Genomic DNA, 17,079 nt, shown 5'->3' with positions numbered 1-17,079 from the left:
AGAACGGTGTATAATGAACTCGGTTAATATCAATAAAACGTTTTCATTTCATTATACGGAGGAATCACGATGCAAGAAATCCTATTATCGTTACTCGCCGGCCTTATTTGTGGCATGATTTTCACGGCCTTGAAATTACCGCTCCCAGCTCCACCGGTTCTCCCAGGGGTCATCGGGATCTTCGGCGTGTTTCTCGGCATGAAAGTGTATCAGTTCGCGGTCGCCAACTGGCCATTTTAACAAAAAGGAACGATGTCCGTGTGGACATCGTTCCTTTTCATTTGTAGTGTAACGCTTTATGGCATGTCGGGCAGACCCACATCTCCTCGTCGGCATCGATGTGGTATTCCATCAATCGATTGGCGAGCGGCCCGTAAAAGTCTGATAAATCCAAGGCACAATAGGCGCATACGGTCGTCGGTGACACCCGATGCTCAAATTGTCGTTCGCGGGCGAGATGTGCCTCATACGCAGAACGGCTCCACCGTCTCGACGGGACACGATACCCCTCGTCCCAAAGGCGCTTCAACGTGTCATAATCCGTCGCCTCGTCATATGTGCCGAGCCGAAGTAATGGATGATGAAAATCGAGGGCGAGCAAGTCGACAAGGCTGTACACCCCAGTCGCAACGGACGGTTCGAGCCAATAGCGGTCGTCGGGCCGCTGCGTCGTCTCGACGAGCAGCACCTCCGCCTCGGCAACGATGCCGTGACCGATAAGTTCGATAAACGCGGTCGGGGTCGCGACATCGCCTTCGACATAGAATGGACTCTGCTCTTGAAAATAGACCGGCAGCGCGGACCAGGCGTCAAACGCGCCTGGGTCGATTCGAAGCCGATTCATCGGTTATTGATGCGCGAGCGTGAACCGCTCCCGCCACTCCGCATCGAATTCAGATGCGTGGAACATCGCAATCTCTTGCTTGTATGGCGCGACTTTCGTCTTGTCATTAATCGGGATATAAGGCGTCTCCAATATTTTCGGAAGGTGCGCGAACGCTTCATGATGGATGATGCGGTTCAACGTATCAAATCCGATTTCCCCGTAACCGATGTTTTCGTGTCGGTCTTTCTTCGCCCCGCGCACGTTCTTCGAATCATTCACATGAATGACGCCGAGACACTCGAGACCGACAATCCGATCGAATTGATCGATGACGCCATCGAGGTCGTTTACTAAGTCGTATCCGGCATCATGGACGTGGCACGTATCGAGACAGACCGAGAGACGGTCGTTATGTGTCACGCCGTCAATGATTGTCGCGAGCTCTTCGAACGTTTTCCCGAGTTCGCTCCCTTTTCCGGCCATCGTCTCAAGCGCGATTTTGACGGTCTCATCACCCGTGAGCACCTCGTTTAACCCTTCGATGATGCGAGCGAGCCCGATGTCTTCCCCTGCCCCGACGTGAGCACCCGGGTGAAGGACGACGTGGCGTGCGACTTGGAGCGCCTCCGCCCGCTTAATCTCGGCGGCAAGAAACGACACGGCGAGTTCGAACGTCTCCGGTTTCGTCGTATTGCCCAAGTTGATAATGTACGGTGCATGGACGACAATCTCCTCGATGTTATGCGCGGCCATGTGGGCGAGTGCCGCTTCAATATTCAAATCTTCAATCGGCTTCCGACGTGTATTCTGAGGCGCGCCGGTGTAGACCATCATCGTCGTCGCCCCGTAAGAGACCGCCTCCTCACTCCCTGCAAGAAGCATCTTCTTTCCTGAAACCGAAACGTGTGAACCAATTTTCAATGTCATCATCTTCCCTTCCTATCTTCTCTCTTCAGTGTACACAAAAAGCAGAACCGACTCCAAGAAGTCGATTCTGCTAACGGATTAACGTTTGTTTTTCTTACGGATTTCACGACGCTCTTTGCGTTGACTCTGCATATGCTCGCGTGAGGCCGTCTCTTTCAACTTGTACTTGAACTTTTTCTTGTAGCCCGGTTTGACTTTCTTCTTCGCCTTTTTAATTTCCCCGGCCATGCGGCTGTGGGCCGTCTGCGAAACTTTCATCTTCCGGTCGGTCGTACGACGTTTGCGCGTCTTGATTGGTTGGAGTGACCCGTTGCGCACGTCGACGTGCGTGAACGTGAATCCACGCTCTTCAAGACGGTTGATTGGACCGTTCTCGTGGTCTTCGTACAGCGTGTACGCCTCACCCGTCGCCCCGGCACGGCCCGTCCGGCCGACACGGTGCGTGTAGAAGTCGAGATCTTTCGGGATCCCGAAGTTGATGACGTGCGACACACCTTTAATATCGATACCACGCGCAGCCAAGTCGGTCGCGATGACGTATTGATACTTCGCGTCGTTAATATCTTTAATCGCTTGCTTCCGGCGACGGGCTTGCATGTCTCCGTGGAGCGTCCCGACGTTGAGTCCCGCCTCGCGGAACGTCGTCTCGAGCTCGTCCGCTTCTTGTTTCGTGTTCGTGAACACGAGACAGACGAACGGATTGATCGCTTTGGCGACTTCGACCGTCAATTCTTTACGGTCACGGTGACGCACTGGAATCGTGTGGTGCTTGATTTTCGGCACGACACGGTGCTCCGCACTCGCTTCCGCGTAACGCGGGTCATGCAAATATTTCTTCAAGAACGGCTCGAGCTTCTCTGGAATCGTGGCCGAGAAGACCATCGTCTGAAGTTTTTCCGGCAACGCCTGCGCGATGCGGTCGACCTCAGGCAAGAAGCCCATGTCGAGCATTTGATCGGCCTCATCGACGACAAAGTGTGTGACTTTGTGCGGGAAGAGCGCCTGGACTTTCATCAAGTCGAGGATACGACCTGGTGTCCCGATGATGAGTTGTGGTGGGTTTTTCATGCGATCGATTTGACGTTCACGGTCGGTCCCACCGACAATCAAACTTGTTTTGATAAATTCCGGTTGTTTGACGAGGAGCGATTTCAACTCCTCATGAATTTGCCATGCAAGTTCACGTGTCGGCGCGACGACGATCGCTTGGACCGACTGCTCTTCCGGGTTGATGGCTTCTAAAATCGGCAAGAGAAACGCGAGCGTCTTCCCTGTACCGGTCTGTGATTTTCCGATGATGTCGCGACCGTTCATAGCAGCCGGAATGATCCGGGCTTGGATGTCGGTCGGTTTGGTGATGCGCTTTTCTGTCAAGGCATCGACGATAAACGGTAACAATTTGAACTGTTGGAAGCTGTTCAATCGATACACCTCCTGTTTCTTTCCACTTTTCCTAGCATAGCGGAATCTAATCATTTGTCAATTAATCTTTTATGAGACCTTCATATAAATAGCTCGATGAGTAGTAATGCCGGGAAATCTTTTTCCCGCTCAAATGCTGTTCGAGTGCTTTGAATCCGACTTCAATCATCTCGTTCGGGGACTGGACGACGGTCGCATCCACCTTGCCGCTATGGATGAGCGGATAAATCTCTGTCACACCGTCGACCGAGACGATCGTCTTCTCGAGCAACCCTCTGCTCTCAAGGGCACGGACGACGCCGAACGTATTGTCATCATTGTGCGAGAAGACGGCATCGAACGGGATGTCTTCTTTTAACCAGCGTGACATTTCAATCTCGGCTTGGAACGTGTCGAAGTTGCCCGTGAGCGAGGCAACGACTTCGAGCTCGTCATGAGCCCGGTCGTACTCCGTCAAACCGAGGCTTCGGTCAATCGTTGAGCGCACCTTGGCCGTCCCCCTCACCTCAACGACCCGAATCGGACGATTCAGGTCGGCATGTTTCGCGACGATATGGTTCGCCGCCATCCGACCGATTTCAACGTTGTCCGAGACGACCGATGTGAGTACGCTATCATGGTCAATCATCCGGTCGATGGCGATAATCGGGATTCCTTCGCGTTCCGCTCGCTCCAAAGAGGGTCGGATGAACGTCTCATCGAGCGTCGTCACAAAGATGGCCTCGACGCCTCGATCAATCAAAGAATCGAGTTTCTCTTTTTCTAGCACACGGGAATCTTCACTCGTCGTCGGGACGGGAATGAACCCTTTTTGATTGGCCGTCCTGACGAAAGCGGCGAGCAACTTGTTCGCATGTTCGTGCTTGTCGCTCACAAAGACGAAACCGACTTCATTATCTTTCGTTTTTTGTTCCGGTAGTTGAATCGATGTGATGAGTAAAATCGTCATCGCCCATACGACCGGGAGCCATAGCCAATAGTGTCGGAATCCCTTCATACGTCGGACCGCCTTGGGATTTTAATCATCATGGCCGTACCTTCTCCTTCGACACTTTCAATTTCCATTCGTCCATTCACGGCTTTCAAGTATTCCCGAATCATATACAAGCCGAGCCCGTTCCCGTTATCTTTCGTCGTATAAAACGGCGAACCGACGGCCTGGACTTGTGCTTTCGTCATACCGACGCCGTTATCCTCAATTAAAAAGCGATAGTCACGTTCCGTGAAAAGAATCGTCACGGTGACGCTACCGTCCGCACCTTTTGAATCGACGGCCTCGACCGCGTTTTTGAACAAGTTGTAGATGATTTGAACGAGCATATCGTTCGAGCAATAAAACGGTGGCATCTCGTTCGGGACGATCAGTTCCCATTTCGTCACCCGTTTATAACACTCGGCATCGAGTAAAAACTCGAGTCGCGCTGCAAATTCAGCCATGTCAATCCACTCTTCATCTCGTTTTGACTGGTCCGGCTTCGCGAGCGTGAGCATCGTCGTAATCAAGTGATTGGCCCGGTTGAGCTCCGATAAGGCCAAGTCGAGCATCTCTTGACTGCTGTGCCCTTCTTTCACCATTTGAAGCGTGATTTGGACAGGCGTGAGCGGGTTTCGAATCTCGTGGGCAATCCCGGCGGCGAGCTGGCCGAGCGAGGCGAGCTTCTCTTGTTGGAGCAACAGTTGTTGCTGACTCAACTGCTCGCGCCGGGACGTTTCCATCCGTCTCGAATAATCGTTATACGTGTCGAGTAGCGTCTGGACTTCTTTGGAACCGGTCCGTTCGAGTTGAATCGGCTCGAGGGACTGTTGCCGTTTAATGTTCTGCACGAGCTCTGTGAGCGGGCTCGTCAATGTCTTAGATAGAAGCAATCCGACGAGGATACTTAAAAAGAACGTGACAAGCGTGATCAATAAATATTGCCAACGCGTCGCATAGACCGCTTCATAGACGGAATCGGTGCTATGTTTGGCGAGCACGCTCCAACCGTTGACCCGGGCGTCCGGTTCATACATATAGACGTCCGTGTCCGTGCTCATGATGGAGCGTACGTCCTTGTCTTTCGCCGATTCGATGACCGACCGCGACAAGCGCCGCTCGGCATCGGTGACGAGGTTGAACGACGTCGACAAGACTTCCCCGCGCTCGTTCAATAGATACAAAATCATATTGTCATTCGCCGACTCCAGGACGCGCCGATACAAGTCCGAGTTGAGGACGCTGATGCTGCCCCCGAACAGACCGACCGGGCGATTGTCTTCCAAAACCGGGACATACAAATACGTCCCGACATCTCCAGAGATGGAAATCGGGTCACTCATATAAATTTCGTTACCGCCTGACGTGATGACGTTCGTGAATTTCGGGTCTGACTTCAGCGTCATCGCCGGCACTTGGCGTTGTGAGTACCACGTGAACGCGTCTTCTCGCAAGTCATAATAGAAGATCGAGGTGAAGCCCGTTCGCTGATTCAAATAGCCGGTGCGAATCCGTTCCTCGATCCACGGCTCGTTGCCGAGATACGCACCAAGGTAGACGAGGTCCTCGTATAGTTTCCCGAGCCGCGTCTCCATATTTTCGATACTGCCGTCAATCGCATAATCGAACTGATCTTTCGCCAGCTCTTCGGCACGGGACACCGTCACACGATCGGCCGAAAACGCTAAAGAGGAGATGACGAGCCCTAAGATGATGAAGATGATAAACGTGATTTGAAAGAAGTATGACTTACGTACTTCTAACAATGATTTCAAACGTTCCACGGTGTCCCTCCTTTCTAACCTTCAAATTATAGCATGAATACACGCAATTCTTTTCGTATTTTCGAAACAATGTTAGACTAAGACGTATGAAAGCATCGCGAAAGGAGCGTTCATCGCATAATGAAAATTAAAAAGATCAGCCCGCGCGGATACTGTTACGGTGTCGTCGACGCCATGAAACTCGCCAACGAGGCTGTGGCCAACCCAGATTTACCACGGCCAATCCATATACTCGGTATGATCGTTCACAACCGCCACGTCACACAAGCGTTCGAAGACCTCGGCGTCAAAACAGTCGATGGTGACGACCGCATGCAAGCACTCGAGACGATTGATGAAGGAACGGTCGTCTTCACCGCCCACGGAATCTCACCGCTCGTACGCAAGCGGGCCATCGAAAAAGGGTTGACGATTGTCGACGCTTCTTGTCCGGACGTGCTCGTCACACACGATTTGATTCGCGAGAAGACGGCTGTCGGCTATGAAGTCATCTATATCGGGAAACACGGTCACCCGGAACCGGAAGGCGCGATGGGTGTCGCCCCGGATAAAGTCCACCTCGTCCAGTACGAGCATGACCTCGAGGCGTTGCCGGCCCGCTTGTTCGAGTCGAACATTCTCGTCACGAACCAGACGACGATGAGCCAATGGGACGTCTCGGCGTTGATTGAACAAATCCAAGAACGTTACCCGCACGTCGAAGTGCATAACGAAATTTGCAACGCGACGCAAGTTCGTCAAGAAGCCGTCGCCGAACAGGCCGGGGACTGCGATTTGTTAATCGTCGTCGGTGATCCGAAATCGAACAACTCGAACCGGCTCGCCCAAGTCTCAAAAGAGATTGCCGGGACGAACGCGTATCGAATCGGTGACTTGAGCGAACTCGACCTCGCCTGGCTCGAAGGAGTCGAGACGGTCGCTGTCACTTCCGGTGCCTCGACACCGACACCGATCACGAAAAAAGTCATCGACTTCTTGACGCAATATGATCCTGCTGACTTGAGCACGCATGATAAAACGCCATTCCTTGAACTACGAAGCATCCTTCCTAAAGTGAAGGCGCTCCGCAAGTGACGACAATCCCCGGCCTAGAACAGGCCGGGGATTGTTTATTATTGGAAACGAAACGGGTTCGTATTCGTCGTCGATACGATCAACTCAACGTCGAGTTTCGCTTGATTGAACCGTTGACGCAACACGTCGACGACACCTTGTTTCATGACGCTCTCGACGTGATGCCCTGGGTCGACGACGGCGAGCCCGAACGCCATCGCATCGTGGGCCACGTGGAAATAAAGGTCACCGGTCACGTAGGCGTCCGCACCTTTAAAGTGCGCGGCCGACACGTATTTGTTTCCGTCCCCGCCGAGGACGGCGACCTTTTCAATCATCCGGCCCGGCTCACCGACGACTCGGACACCTTCAACTCCGAAGCTCGATTTGACGTGGAGGGCGAACTGTTCGAGCGTGAGCGGACTCGCCAAGCGTCCGATGCGGCCGAGGCCATGGACCGGCCCAGCGATTTCGTCACGAATCACATCGTGGGCCACTTCTTCGTACGGATGCGCTTGTTTCATCGCACGCAAGACGTGTTTCTTTTGACTTTCTGTCATGATGGTCTCAATCTTCACTTCTTCGACCGTTTCCGTCTTGCCGACTTGACCGAGATACGGGTCCGCGTGGTCGAGCGGTTTGAACTGGCCGATGCCGTCCACTTTGAACTGACAGTCACGATAGTCACCGATGTGACCGGCCCCTGCCCTTGCCAACGCCTCAGACACGACCGCTTCGTGCGTCTTCGGGACGAAGACGGCGAGCTTATACACGGGCTCTTCATATATTGGAATGAGGACGCTCGTCTCGATTAGGCCGAGCGCGTCGCTCATCCAGTCGTTGACCCCGCCGGCGCACACGTCGAGGTTCGTATGGGCCACATACACGGCGATGTCATGCTTCACACATTTCATGACGATCCGGCCGGCGGCGCTTCGGTCATTCACTTGGCCGAGCGGGCTAAAGATTGGCGGATGGTGAGCGATAATCAAGTCGATCTCGTGCTCAATCGCCTCATCGACGACCGGTTCGAGCACATCGAGCGTGACCATCACTTTTCGGACTTCTTTATCAAGCGAACCGATTTGAAGACCAATCTTATCCCCTTCGACGGCCAAGTGCTTCGGGGCGAACGATTCGAACAGTTGGATGATATGATTGCCGTTTGCCATTATCCACTCACCTCTCTCATCTTGTCACGTAGTAGCGTAAACGTCCGTTGCTTTTCAAGGAGCGCCTCCGTCTGTTCGCCAGAACGCATCTGTCCGAGCACGTAGTCCAACTTGTCGGCCTCACGACGCCATTTGAGTTTAAACGCGTCGGGGCGACGCTCTAAGAGATAAGGACCGAAAAGCAGTTGCCATTTTCGTACGTCTTCGTTTTGGCTGTACCGGGTTTCGCTCCCACGCTCGCCGACAAGAATTTCATACACTTTATCGTTCTCCTCAACGATTTGCTCATCAATCAATACATATCCTGAGGCAAGCAACCATTCCCGTACATGCTCCCCGTCAACGTTCGGTTGCAAGACGAGTCGCTCGACCGCTCCGAGCTTATTTTTCCCAGCTTCTAGAATCGAGCGAATCAAACTGCCACCCATCCCACAAATCGAGATACATGTCGCCTCATCCTCATTTAGGACGGCAAGCCCGTCTCCGAGTCGGACGTCGATTTTGTCCGTCGCCCCAATCAAAGCGACTTGAGCCTCTGCCGCTTCCATCGGTCCGCGATTCACTTCACCGGCGATCGCACGGTCGACGATCCCATTTTGAACGAGATAACACGGGACATAGGCATGGTCGGAACCGATATCGGCGAGCACGCTACCGTGCGGAATGAAATCGACGACTTGTTTGAGTCGACGGTCTAACGTTACTTGTTCTTGCATGAAGACAACTCCTTTTTGACTACTTCTATCTTAGGTTAACGAAATTTCGTGATGCGGACAACAAAAAAACGTACCCTCATGCGTGAGAGTACGTCCGTCTTATTGCTCGAGCAACCACGTCGCGAGGACTTCCGCCTCTTCTGCCGACGCGAGGCCACCTGGCATTGAACCTTGACCGTTTACGATAATGTTGGCAATCTCTTCAGCCGACAAGCGCTCCCCTACACCTGTAAGGGCCGGGCCGACGCCACCTTCTAAGTTACCACCGTGGCAACCGGTACACCCTTTCGCAGCATACAACTCTTCCGGATTCATTTCAGTCATAGCCGGACCTTCCGCTGCTTGTTGCGCTTGATTCACGCCAAAATAAGATAATGAGACCATGGCGATGATGGCAACGATTGCGATCGCGGCAAATGGCAACAATGGATTACGCATTGTATTTCCCCCTCATGTTCATTCCAAATTTCTACCCATCACTATTTTACTCAAAAAACAATAAAGAAGGAAGGAAAATCACTCATTTTCCTCCCTTTCTTCTAAAACTTCACACTTTATTCAAATGTCTAATCAATCAAGGAAATCTTTCAAACGTTTCGAACGACTCGGGTGACGCAGCTTACGTAACGCTTTCGCCTCGATTTGACGAATCCGCTCGCGTGTGACGCCGAATACTTTCCCGACTTCTTCGAGCGTACGGGTCCGACCATCATCGAGTCCGAAACGAAGACGAAGGACGTTCTCTTCCCGGTCCGTGAGCGTATCGAGCACGTCTTCGAGCTGTTCTTTGAGCAACTCATAAGCCGCCGCGTCTTGAGGTGCCATCGCGTCTTGGTCTTCGATGAAGTCGCCGAGATGTGAATCGTCTTCTTCCCCAATCGGCGTCTCAAGCGATACCGGCTCTTGGGCAATCTTCAAGATTTCACGAACTTTCTCCGGCGTCAGTTCCATCTCCTTGGCAATCTCCTCAGGAGAAGGCTCACGGCCGAGGTCTTGCAACAACTGACGTTGAACGCGAATCAATTTGTTGATCGTCTCGACCATATGGACCGGAATCCGAATCGTCCGGGCTTGGTCGGCGATGGCGCGTGTAATCGCTTGACGAATCCACCACGTCGCGTACGTCGAGAACTTGAACCCTTTCATGTAGTCGAATTTCTCGACGGCTTTAATCAGACCCATGTTCCCTTCTTGAATCAAATCGAGGAAGAGCATCCCGCGACCGACGTAACGTTTCGCGATCGAGACGACGAGACGAAGGTTGGCTTCAGCAAGCCGCTTCTTCGCTTCTTCATCCCCTTGCTCGATCCGCTTCGCAAGCTCCGTCTCATCTTTCGCGCTGAGAAGGTCCACGCGGCCAATCTCTTTCAAGTACATGCGGACCGGGTCATTGATTTTAATGCCGGGCGGGACCGACAAGTCGTTCAAATCGACTTCGTCATCTTCTTTTTTCGCGGGTGTCTCTTCCGCATCGGCCGCATCTTCTGTGACACGGATATCTTTGCCTTCTAAGTCTTCGATGAAGTTGTCGACGAAGTCCGAGTCCACTTCAAAGTGGCTGAGACGATCTTGAATCTCCTGCATCGAGACGACGCCTTTTTTCTTCCCTAACTTCTCGAGTTCCTCTATGGCGTTAAATAAGTCCTCTTTTTTCTTCTCTGCCATCTAGCAGTTCAACTCCTTCCAAACTTCCTTCGCGTTCATCGTTCGCGTAGACGGCGACTGCGGTTAATGAGCTCTTGCAATTTCGATGCCTGGTCTACAATACTTTCGGCATCTTGCGCGATATCCCTTTTCGCCCGTTCGATTTGACGCTGTTCCTCATAACTGTTTATGACCTTAATGTATTCATCTAAAACCTCTTCGCTAAGCTCATCAGGCGCAGCCATGAGTCGAACTTCCGCGTATCGTGTCGCGTAATCCGGACGCTCGTTGCAACGTCGCTCCATGAAGGCTGGGACGACTTGTTCGAACTCCTCGAGCGTCATCTCCTCCGAAACGACCTCATAAAGCGCTGTCGCCAACATCCGGTGAACCTCGTCCTGATACGCCAACCCGAGTCGGTCTCGTACGTAACGCACGCGATCCGGCCCGCTGAGCAACGCGCGCAACAGCAACTTTTCCGCCTTCAAGTAGCGTGGCTCAGCCGCCTTCGAGGCACGTCGCCGCACCGGTTCAGGTTCTGCCACGCGCTCCGGCACTTGCTCTTTTTTCCCCGTCGCCGGCATCCGTGACAATAGCGTGTTAACGGGAATCTCGAACTCATCGGCCAATTTTTTCACGTATAAATCGCGCCGAATCGAGTTGTCACTTTTACTGATTTCCTCAAGCATAGATTCAATAAACCGAATCCGTTCTCCTTCTCGATTCAAGTTTTTCCCGCGACGGAGTGTGCGGTTCATGAAATCGAGGACAGACAGACGTTCCGAGTCGACGAACCGTTGCCATTGTTCGGTCCCGTTCGTTCGAATGTAGTCGTCCGGGTCCGTTTTTTCCGGTAAGAGGAGCACTTGGACGTCGAGCGGATACGTCTCGAGCAAGCGGACGACTTTGAGCGTCGCCTCTTGCCCGGCATGGTCACCGTCGTAACAGACGATGACCTCGTCCACCATCCGTGCTAGCGCACGGGCGTGTCCGGACGAGAACGCCGTTCCGAGCGACGCGACCACTTCTTTCGTTCCCGCTTGGGCGACTTGGAGCACATCCACGTTGCCTTCGACTAAGAAGACACGCTTCTGTTTTCGCATCGTCGCACGCGCTTGGGGAAAGCCGAATAACAGTTCACTCTTATTGAACAACGGGGTGTCGGACGTGTTCACGTACTTTGGCTTTCGTTCGTCAATCGATCGGCCGCTGAAGCCGACGATGGTGCCGTCTCGATCCGCAATCGGAAAGACGACCCGACCTTCAAACCGATCAAAGTATTCACCGGCTCTAGACTTTGAAATCAAGCCGGCCTCGACCATCACTTCGAGGTCGAAGCCTCGCCGTTCAAGTGAATCAACAGTAAATCGCCGCTGGTCCGGCGCATAGCCAATCTTATATGCGGCGATGGTCTCCTCATGGAGCCCGCGATTCGTCAAATAAGTCAAACCGACGTCTCCTGCTTCTGTCTTCATGAGCACTTCATGATACAGTTCTGCGACGACACGATGGGCGTCACGCATCTGTTTACGAATCTGTTGGTCGTGCGATAGTTCCTCGTCTCCGGGAACACCACCTTCGACGGTGATGTTGGCCCGTGTGGCCAACCGTTCAACCGTTTCCGGGAACGATAGACCTTCCGTCTCCATGACGAACGTGAAGACGTTACCGCCTGCACCGCAACCGAAACAATGATACATCCCTTTTTCCGGGGACACCGAAAAAGAGGGACTATTCTCGGAATGAAACGGACAGAGCCCGACGAGGCGATGTCCTTGTTTCTTCAATTCGACCCGTTCGCTTATCAAATCGACGATATCTGTTGCCTGTTTCACTTCCGCAATGACTTCATCCGGTATCCGTGGCAACTCCACCACTCCCTACATCCAAACTCGCAACGAAACGGAACGCGCTTCACGTTCCGTTTCACTGTAATGTCAGTACTCTATTATACCCGTTCGCAACTCCGATTACTAACACGAGTGCTCGTAATGCGTCACGAATGACCGAGATGACGCAAAATGATACCGGCCGTCTCTTCGACGGCCTTATTCGTCACGTCGATCACCTCACAACCGATCCGTTCATAAATCCCTCTCGCGTACTCGAGCTCACGATTGATGCGCTCGAGTTGCGCATAGTCCGCCTCCGGCTTCAAACCGAGTGATTTCAAGCGTTCCATTCGAATCGAGATCAGCTTGTCCGGCGAAATGATCAGCCCGACGCAGCGTTCCGGCGGCAAATCGAACAATTCTTCTGGCGGCCGCGATTCCGGGACGAGCGGGACGTTCGCCACTTTAAACCGTTTCAAAGCCAAGTACTGGGACAGCGGCGTTTTCGATGTCCGCGAGACCCCGACGAGCACGATGTCGGCTTTCTTCAGTCCACGCGGGTCCCGACCGTCATCATACTTCACCGCGAACTCCATCGCCTCGATTTTACGGAAATAATCGTCGTCAAGGCGATAGATGAGTCCTGGCTTTTCACGAGGGCTCTCTTGAAGTTCACCCGACAAGACGTCGAGCAAGTCACCGAGCAAGTCGACCGTCTTCACGCCGTACCGCTCCCCGAGTGAGACGAGCAAGGCGCGATGTTCTTCGTTGACGAGCGTAAACGCGATGACCGCCGTTTGCGCCCGGGCTTGCGTGACGACGTCATGAATCGTCTGTTCATCCTCGACGAACGGGATACGAAGCGCCTCAATCGCATTTTCATGGAACTGGATGCTCGCAGCCCGAACGACGAGTTCACACGTCTCACCGACCGAGTCACTTACGACAAACACGAGTTGTTTCTTTGTCAAATTAGCTTCCTCCTCAGAACGACTCATCGTTGGCGAGTGCGATCAACACTTTTGTCATATTCGTCTTCGTCATCCGTCCGAGCACGATCAGTTTGCCGTCTTTTTCTTCGACGACCGGCATCGCGTCGATTTGTTTTTCAATCAACTTCATCCCGGCCCGAATCAACGTCTCACTTTTCTCGCAGACGGTAATGTTCGGCATCCGTGTCATGATGACATTGACAGGCAATTGGTCTAGGTCTTGATTCCCAATCGCGGCCCGGAGCAAGTCTTTCCGGGACAAGACGCCGACGAGTTCACTATCTTTTCCGACGACGAACAAAGAACCGACGTCTTCTAAAAATAGGGTCACGACCGCATCGTATACGGTCATCTCGTCACTGACGACTTTTGCTGACGACATAAAGTCGCCGACGGTCAACGAATCGAGCTTCTCACGCAGCATCGATGAGTTGCGTTTGCCGACGAACGTGTACCCGACGCGCGGTCTCGCCTCTAATATGCCCGTCATCGTCAAAATCGCAAGGTCGGGACGGAGCGTCGCCCGGGTGAGCGATAGTTCTTGTGCAATCTGTTCACCCGTGATCGGTCCGTTCCCTTTCACGATTTCGACAATCTTCTGTTGGCGTTCATTCAGTTGCATGGCCAACCCCCTCTATTTTGGTCAAAGCACGAGTGCATTGAAGTCGGCGACGCGCTCGATTGCCGACGCCAGACGTTTCATCTCGTGAAGACGGTTCAAGCGGACTGCCTCCACGTCACTCATGACCATCGTATTTTCAAAGTAAGCGCTAATCGGTTGCTCCAAGATGCGAAGTGCCGTGAGCGCGCGTTCGTAGTCCCCTGCCTCGACCGCATCATTCAACTGATGCACCGTCGTCTCGGCAGCGTCATGGAGCATACGTTCTTCGTCGTTCTCGAACAAGGAGACGTCAATCGGTCCGTGTTCACCTTTCTTCGCGATGTTGCCGACCCGTGTCAATTGTTCAATCAACGGTTTCGCCTCGTCACGCGACACGAACTGTTGCACCGCTTCGGCACGGGCATCGAGACGTGTGACCGAAAGTCCTGTCGTAAGAATCGCATCGATGACATCGTAACGGACTTGGCGCTCTTGCAGACGATATTTCAAGCGAAGCATGAAGAAGTCTTTCAATTGCGCTTTGACTTGTTCTTTATCGGCATCGTAAAGTCCTGCTTCTAGCTGAGAATCGACAACTTGTGACAAAATCTCATCAATCGTCATGTCGACGTCCCAATCCCCAAGGATTTGAACGACACCTTGCGCTTGTCGGCGAAGAGCGAACGGGTCTTGTGAACCGCTCGGGATCATGCCGATTCCAAAGAAGGCGGCAATCGAATCGAGCTTGTCTGCGAGCGCGAGCGTTGCCCCGGTCGCAGTCGTTGGTGACGCATCGCCGGCAAACCGTGGCATGTAATGTTCACGGATGGCCGCAGCGACTTCGCGGTCTTCGCCTTGCATGAGGGCATATTTCTCGCCCATGATGCCTTGCAGTTCCGTGAACTCGTACACCATTTGACTGACGAGGTCGAACTTATGGATGTGTGCCGCACGCGCGACTTTCGTTTCGTCCGCTTTAAAGAGCGGCGCGAGCGTCTCGGCTAGCCGTTCCACGCGACGAACTTTGTCACCGGTCGTGCCGAGTTTCTCATGGAACACGATCCGGTCGAGACGCGGCAGTTGATCGTCAAGCTTCGTCTTCTTGTCTTCCTCGTAGAAGAAGACGGCATCGGCGAGACGAGCACGGATGACTTTCTCGTTTCCGCGGGAGACGTTCTCGAGGTGCTCGGCGTTCCCGTTCCGGACAGTGACGAAATAATGCTTGAGCGTGTCCCCGACGTAGACTGGGAAGTAGCGTTGATGTTCTTTCATCGTCGTGATCAATACTTCTTCTGGGAGTTCAAGATAACTCGCATCATACTCACCGAATAGCGCTGTCGGCCACTCGACGAGGTTCGTCACTTCTTCAAGCAATGATGCGTCGAGCGGTACCGTCCAGCCTTGTTCAGAGGCGAGCGCCTCGATTTGAGCCGTGATTTGGTCTTTACGCGCCTCATATGAAGCGATGACGTACGCTTGTTCGAGCGTCGACACGTACGCGTCGGGCGAAGCGATCGTGACGTCACCCGTGCTTAAGAAGCGGTGACCGCGCGTCACATTGCCTGTTTTGACCCCTTCAATCTCGAAATCGATGCGCTCTGTTCCGAACAAGGCGATCATCCAGCGAATCGGGCGCATATAACGGAGACTGCTCGTCCCCCATTTCATGTTTTTTGGGAACGTCATGCCGCGCACGACGTGTTCAAGGCCAGACAGGAGTGACATCGTCGCTTGGCCCGCCTCGTGACGATCCGCAAAGACGTACTCGACGCCTTTCTCTTCCGCGAAATAGAGGTCCTCGACCGAGAGGCCTCGACCGCGCGCGAATCCGGCCGCGGCTTTCGACCAGTTCCCTTCAGCATCTTGGGCGATTTTCTTCGCTGGTCCACGTAACGTCTCCGTCAAATCTTGTTGTGTCTCTTCGACGTCTTTGACGAGGACGGCGAGACGGCGTGGCGTCGAATAGACGTCGACCGTCCCAAAGTTGACGCGGGCGTCGTTCAAGAACGTGGTGACGCGCTCCGCTAGCTGTTGCTCCGAGCGGAGAACGTATTGGGCTGGCAATTCTTCAAGTCCGATTTCTAATAAAAGGTCACGCATCAAGGGCACCTGCTTTCTCTTGATTAAGAAGCGGGAAACCGAGACGTTCCCGTTCTTCGATAAACTTCGCCGCGCACGCGCGCGACATGTTGCGTACACGTTGAATGAATCCGGTACGTTCGGTCACCGAGATGGCGCCTTTCGCATCGAGTAAGTTGAACGTGTGCGAACATTTGAGGATGTAGTCGTAAGCCGGGAAGACGAGGTTCTCGTCAAGGGCACGTTTCGCTTCTTTTTCATACGTGTCGAACAACGTGAACAGCATGTCGACATCTGAAAGCTCGAACGTATATTTCGAATGCTCGAACTCCGGCTGGTAGAAGATGTCCCCGTATTTGAATCCATCTGTCCAGACGAGGTCGAACACGCTCTCGACTTCCTGGATGTACGAGGCGAGACGCTCGAGACCATACGTGATTTCGACAGCGATCGGATCACACTCGATGCCTCCGACTTGTTGGAAGTACGTGAACTGCGTGATTTCCATCCCGTTGAGCCACACTTCCCAACCGAGTCCGGCCGCACCGAACGTCGGGTTCTCCCAGTTATCTTCGACGAAACGGATATCGTGCTCGAGCGGGTTGATTCCGATGAGTTCAAGGCTCTCCAAGTACAGTTCTTGAATGTTGTCCGGAGACGGCTTCATGATGACTTGGAACTGATGGTGTTGATAGAGACGGTTCGGGTTCTCTCCGTATCGGCCATCTGCCGGGCGGCGCGACGGCTCCGTATAGCAGACGTTCCACGGCTCCGGTCCGAGACTCCGGAGGAACGTCATCGGGTTCATCGTCCCGGCTCCTTTTTCCACGTCATATGCCTGCATCGTCAGGCAACCTTTTGACGCCCAGAAGTTTTGCAACGTCAAAATGATTTCTTGTACTGTCTTATGTTTCATGTTGTGACACCTCCAAAAGTATTGAAACGACAAAAAACGCCCCTATGTGCCATGCACATAGGGACGGGATTACCCGCGGTTCCACCCTACTTGCCTCGAAACGAGGCCACTCTTTGGATTGTGGGCGCTCCAGAACCGCCAT

The 17,079-nt window shown here is 53.2% G+C and carries 16 protein-coding genes; 2 read left to right on the top strand and 14 right to left on the bottom strand.

The window, feature by feature from the left end:
• Positions 1-69: 69 nt before the first annotated feature.
• Entirely contained in the window at positions 70-240 is a 171-nt protein-coding gene (locus tag KB235_RS07540) for a DUF1427 family protein (protein ID WP_034809473.1), read from the top strand.
• A gap of 37 nt (positions 241-277) precedes the next feature.
• Here the strand turns inward: KB235_RS07540 and KB235_RS07535 are convergent, their stop codons facing one another.
• The 5 genes from KB235_RS07535 to KB235_RS07515 form a co-directional block, all read right to left on the bottom strand.
• On the bottom strand, positions 278-844 hold the full coding sequence (locus KB235_RS07535; RefSeq protein ID WP_034809470.1) for a hypothetical protein: 567 nt from the start codon (positions 842-844) through the stop codon (positions 278-280).
• A 3-nt stretch (positions 845-847) separates the two neighbouring features.
• Positions 848-1,756: a deoxyribonuclease IV gene (locus KB235_RS07530; protein ID WP_246514136.1), complete on the bottom strand. Its 909-nt coding sequence runs from the start codon at positions 1,754-1,756 to the stop codon at positions 848-850.
• Positions 1,757-1,831: 75 nt separating this feature from the next.
• A complete protein-coding gene (locus KB235_RS07525) occupies positions 1,832-3,175 on the bottom strand; it encodes a DEAD/DEAH box helicase (protein ID WP_034809465.1) in 1,344 nt (447 codons plus the stop codon).
• 61 nt (positions 3,176-3,236) lie between these two features.
• Positions 3,237-4,172 carry a sugar ABC transporter substrate-binding protein gene (locus KB235_RS07520; RefSeq protein ID WP_034809462.1) on the bottom strand — a complete coding sequence of 312 codons (936 nt, stop codon included), beginning with the start codon at positions 4,170-4,172 and terminating at the stop codon, positions 3,237-3,239.
• On the bottom strand, positions 4,169-5,932 hold the full coding sequence (locus tag KB235_RS07515; RefSeq protein ID WP_211779283.1) for a sensor histidine kinase: 1,764 nt from the start codon (positions 5,930-5,932) through the stop codon (positions 4,169-4,171). Before KB235_RS07515 ends, KB235_RS07520 begins: the two co-directional genes overlap by 4 nt.
• Before the next feature lie 120 nt (positions 5,933-6,052).
• Between KB235_RS07515 and KB235_RS07510 the strand changes: the two genes are divergently transcribed.
• Positions 6,053-7,006, top strand: coding sequence for a 4-hydroxy-3-methylbut-2-enyl diphosphate reductase (locus tag KB235_RS07510; protein WP_034809456.1), 954 nt, complete (start codon positions 6,053-6,055; stop codon positions 7,004-7,006).
• 38 nt (positions 7,007-7,044) lie between these two features.
• Here KB235_RS07510 and KB235_RS07505 read toward each other — a convergent pair whose 3' ends face one another.
• From KB235_RS07505 to glyQ, 9 genes are all read right to left on the bottom strand, one after another.
• Positions 7,045-8,157 (bottom strand): Nif3-like dinuclear metal center hexameric protein, encoded by a 1,113-nt coding sequence (locus tag KB235_RS07505; protein ID WP_211779282.1) that lies wholly within the window; start codon positions 8,155-8,157, stop codon positions 7,045-7,047.
• Positions 8,157-8,873, bottom strand: a complete 717-nt coding sequence (locus KB235_RS07500; protein ID WP_034814856.1) for a tRNA (adenine(22)-N(1))-methyltransferase — start codon at positions 8,871-8,873, stop codon at positions 8,157-8,159. The genes KB235_RS07505 and KB235_RS07500 overlap by 1 nt, the downstream gene beginning before the upstream one ends.
• A gap of 99 nt (positions 8,874-8,972) precedes the next feature.
• The gene (cccA, locus tag KB235_RS07495) at positions 8,973-9,311 is read right to left on the bottom strand and encodes a cytochrome c550 (RefSeq protein WP_034809449.1); all 339 of its coding nucleotides are present in this window, start codon (positions 9,309-9,311) and stop codon (positions 8,973-8,975) included.
• 132 nt (positions 9,312-9,443) lie between these two features.
• Positions 9,444-10,538 carry an RNA polymerase sigma factor RpoD gene (gene rpoD / locus KB235_RS07490; RefSeq protein ID WP_034809447.1) on the bottom strand — a complete coding sequence of 365 codons (1,095 nt, stop codon included), beginning with the start codon at positions 10,536-10,538 and terminating at the stop codon, positions 9,444-9,446.
• Between the two features lie 35 nt (positions 10,539-10,573).
• Positions 10,574-12,391 (bottom strand): DNA primase, encoded by a 1,818-nt coding sequence (gene dnaG / locus KB235_RS07485; protein WP_246514411.1) that lies wholly within the window; start codon positions 12,389-12,391, stop codon positions 10,574-10,576.
• Between the two features lie 122 nt (positions 12,392-12,513).
• Positions 12,514-13,347: a pyruvate, water dikinase regulatory protein gene (locus KB235_RS07480; RefSeq protein ID WP_211779280.1), complete on the bottom strand. Its 834-nt coding sequence runs from the start codon at positions 13,345-13,347 to the stop codon at positions 12,514-12,516.
• Entirely contained in the window at positions 13,334-13,963 is a 630-nt protein-coding gene (gene ccpN / locus KB235_RS07475; protein WP_034809442.1) for a transcriptional regulator CcpN, read from the bottom strand. The genes KB235_RS07480 and ccpN overlap by 14 nt, the downstream gene beginning before the upstream one ends.
• 21 nt (positions 13,964-13,984) lie before the next feature.
• The gene (gene glyS, locus KB235_RS07470) at positions 13,985-16,042 is read right to left on the bottom strand and encodes a glycine--tRNA ligase subunit beta (protein WP_211779279.1); all 2,058 of its coding nucleotides are present in this window, start codon (positions 16,040-16,042) and stop codon (positions 13,985-13,987) included.
• Complete coding sequence (gene glyQ, locus KB235_RS07465; protein ID WP_034809440.1) at positions 16,035-16,937, bottom strand: glycine--tRNA ligase subunit alpha; 903 nt, start codon at positions 16,935-16,937, stop codon at positions 16,035-16,037. Before glyQ ends, glyS begins: the two co-directional genes overlap by 8 nt.
• Positions 16,938-17,079: the final 142 nt, after the last annotated feature.

It is taken from the genome of Exiguobacterium alkaliphilum, from assembly GCF_018138125.1.
GTDB lineage: Bacteria > Bacillota > Bacilli > Exiguobacteriales > Exiguobacteriaceae > Exiguobacterium > Exiguobacterium alkaliphilum.
Note: the sequence above shows the minus strand (reverse complement) of the source record. Positions and strands in the feature narration are given on the sequence as shown.